Below are 3,170 nucleotides of genomic sequence, written 5' to 3'. Positions count from 1 at the left end.
CCCCTTAATTACCGTGTTGCTGGTTATTGTGCCTTAGGTCTATTGTTTCTGTTGATACTTTTTTTCTATTTTGCACAAATATCTGAACGAAATTTTATTAAGGGATATTTGGACTCGGAAAATGGTATTGTTTCAGTTGAATCTGAATTTTCAGGGATTGTTGATAAAGCTTTTGTAGAAGAAGGTAAGGCTGTCAAAAAAGGTGATCTTTTATATATTATTTCGCATCAAGAAAAGAGCATCGCGCTTGGGCAAGCTAATAATTTAAAGAAACGTATCACAAACTTAAAGCGTGAGTATCAACTGAAAGAAGTCCATTATCATGCCTTAGAAAAATTATTTAAGAAAAATTATGTTTCATCATTATTAGGCGACAATTATCTTTGCCGGTTGACGACAATTAGGACTGCCGGTCTTAACTAGCTATTGTTAAAGGACATTGAACACTTTTGGAGTGCTTAGATGTCTGGACAATGGCTTACGTCGAACCAGCTGGAGATATACATGAAAGCGATAAAAGAAGGTAAAACACAGGTCGTCAGTGCGGCCAAATCTGGAATGAGTGAACGTAGTGGACGTGAGATAGAAAAAGGGCGTCGCGCAGATCCTCATAAACAACCCCGTAGCTGGCGCACCCGTACTGATCCATTTGAGACAGTCTGGACCAAAGAGCTTGAACCTATGTTGCGGCAAAGCCCTTCTCTTTCGGCATTAACGTTACTTGAATATTTACAATCAACCCATGATGAAGACAGTTTTCCAGATAAATTACTTCGTACTCTCCAACGCCGTGTAAAGAACTGGTGCCATCAAGAGGGACCTGCCTGCGAGGTAATGTTCCGACAAGAGCATGTGCCAGGTCATATGGGGTTGTCTGATTTTACTGAGCTTAAAGAGATCAAAGTAACAATACAGGGTAAATCACTCAAGCATCTGCTGTATCATTTTCGTGTTATCTATTCTGGCTGGAGCTACTTAAAGATTGTTATCGGTGGAGAGTCTTATACTGCCTTGGCAGAAGGGCTGCAAAACGCTTTATGGTGTCTTGGTGGTTCACCTAAAGAACATCGCACCGATAGTTTATCTGCAGCGTTTAAAAATCTTTCCTCGGAGGATAAGGACGATCAAACGAAACAATATCATGACTTTTGCAACCATTATGGCATGACGCCAAGCCGCAATAATCGAGGTGTCTCTCATGAGAATGGGGGAATTGAATCACCTCACGGACATCTCAAGCGCCGAATTAAACAAGCCTTTTTATTACGTGGTTCCTATGATTTTAATTCACTTGAAGCCTACCAATGCTGGATTGAACAGCTAACCAATCAACATAATCGACGTAATGCAAAAAAAGTTGATGTAGAACGATTAGCTCTACAACCCCTGCCAACCTATAAAACGGCAGACTATACCTTGCTGCCCGCCAAGGTCAGTAGCTCCAGCACAATCCAGGTACGAACTTCACTTTATACTGTCCCATCACGCTTGATTGGTACAAATTTACAAGTTCATTTGTACCACGATAGCTTAAGTTGTTACTTGGGCGGCACCCTGGTAGCTAAGTTAAATCGTGTTTATGGTAAAGGAAGATTACGACGAGCAAAAAACGTTGATTACCATCATGTCATTGATAGCCTGGTTAAAAAACCCATGGCCTTTTTTAAGTCACAGCTACGTAATGACTTATTGCCGAATGCCGTGTATAGGAAAATTTGGCAAGATCTAACCGAGCGTTTACCCGCACGGGACGCTTCTCGCCTGATGGTTGGACTCTTGCATCTTGCAGCGATAGCTGATTGTGAAACAGCGCTTGGTGAGCTAGTTACACAAGAGCTTCTAGCAGGCGGTACTCTCTCCCTGCCAGACTTAAAAAAACACTGGGGCATTGCACAAACATCATCTTGTCCTATAGTCGATGTTACTCAACACACCCTGGAATCTTACAATCAACTAATTCCTGTAAACAAGGAGGCATCTCATGCCCTCCATTGAAACACTGCCCTATTTACTCAAGCAATTACGATTACCTGCAATAGGTAGTAACTGGCAGGAGCAAACTCAATTAGCTGAAAAAAACCACGCCAGCTACGGCGAGTATCTGGCTAGTTTGCTTGAGCTGGAGCTTGTGTTCCGTGAGCAGAAACGATTGGACCGAGCCTATCGTAACTCTAAACTTCCTGCAGGAAAAACCATGGCAACTTTCGCATTCCATCAAGCAAAGTCTGTAAATCAAGCTCAAATTCAAGGCTTGGCTGAAGATTGCTCATGGGTTGAAGAGGCGCAGAACCTCATATTGCTTGGTTCTTCAGGTGTAGGCAAAACACACTTGGCAGCCGCTATTGCTTATGCACTTCTTGAGCAAGGGATAAGCGTGTACTTCTCATCAACCACCCTATTGGTGCAAACCCTGCAACAAGCGAAAAAGGATTTTAAACTCAAACAGGCACTAGAGCGCTTAGCCAAATTTAAATTGCTTATACTTGATGATATTGGCTATGTAAAAAAGACTGAACAGGAAACTTCTGTACTCTTTGAACTGATTGCACATCGCTATGAGTATGGCAGCTTACTCATAACCGCCAACCAACCCTTTGGAGACTGGGATACCCTGTTCCCAGATAAAATTATGGCCGTAGCAGCTATCGACCGGATTGTGCACCATGCAACAATTATAAAAGTAGAGGGTGAAAGCTACAGAGCTAATGCTGCTATACAGAGAAATAACAAGCTATAACCAGGAGGCCAAAGTAACTGATTTTTTTATTGAAAACCGGCAAAGATAATTGTCGCGAACCGGCAAAGATAATTGACGTTTAACAATTTTTTTCATCTTCGCCGAAATATGATGCTGATAAATATAAATTTAAAAGAGAAGTGTATTATCCTGATGATTTTTATACGGATGATGAGATTGCAAAATTTGTTGGAAAGGATAAGTTAACTAAAGAGGACGAATTTATACTTATCGGTCATTCAAATTGCACAGCATTTCCCGCCCTGGCATTTTATTTAGAAAAAAAACATGATTGTAACGATGCAATAAAAGCTATTAATTCATTAGATAACAGGTCTAACGGTACTTTGAAAACACTAACACCGTTAGAAGTAATTGATTTCATTGAGAATGAATTTAAATTCAAAAATAAGATTTAAGCAGAATCCCAAGC

4 protein-coding genes are annotated in these 3,170 nt (G+C 40.8%); all 4 read left to right on the top strand.

The window, feature by feature from the left end; all coding sequences use genetic code 11:
- The first annotated feature begins 108 nt into the window (after nucleotides 1-108).
- The 4 genes from H0X48_06885 (at nucleotide 109) to H0X48_06870 (ending at nucleotide 3,156) form a co-directional block, all read left to right on the top strand.
- Nucleotides 109-423 (top strand): biotin/lipoyl-binding protein, encoded by a 315-nt coding sequence (locus tag H0X48_06885; protein ID MBA3955015.1) that lies wholly within the window; start codon nucleotides 109-111, stop codon nucleotides 421-423.
- Nucleotides 424-462: 39 nt separating this feature from the next.
- Complete coding sequence (locus H0X48_06880; GenBank protein MBA3955014.1) at nucleotides 463-1,995, top strand: IS21 family transposase; 1,533 nt, start codon at nucleotides 463-465, stop codon at nucleotides 1,993-1,995.
- Nucleotides 1,982-2,737, top strand: a complete 756-nt coding sequence (locus H0X48_06875; protein MBA3955013.1) for an ATP-binding protein — start codon at nucleotides 1,982-1,984, stop codon at nucleotides 2,735-2,737. Before H0X48_06880 ends, H0X48_06875 begins: the two co-directional genes overlap by 14 nt.
- A 140-nt stretch (nucleotides 2,738-2,877) precedes the next feature.
- On the top strand, nucleotides 2,878-3,156 hold the full coding sequence (locus H0X48_06870) for a hypothetical protein (GenBank protein MBA3955012.1): 279 nt from the start codon (nucleotides 2,878-2,880) through the stop codon (nucleotides 3,154-3,156).
- Nucleotides 3,157-3,170: the final 14 nt, after the last annotated feature.

Source organism: Candidatus Dependentiae bacterium, from assembly GCA_013821315.1.
Taxonomy (GTDB): domain Bacteria; phylum Babelota; class Babeliae; order Babelales; family Babelaceae; genus JACDHA01.
This window is presented reverse-complemented; position numbering and strand designations above follow the sequence as displayed.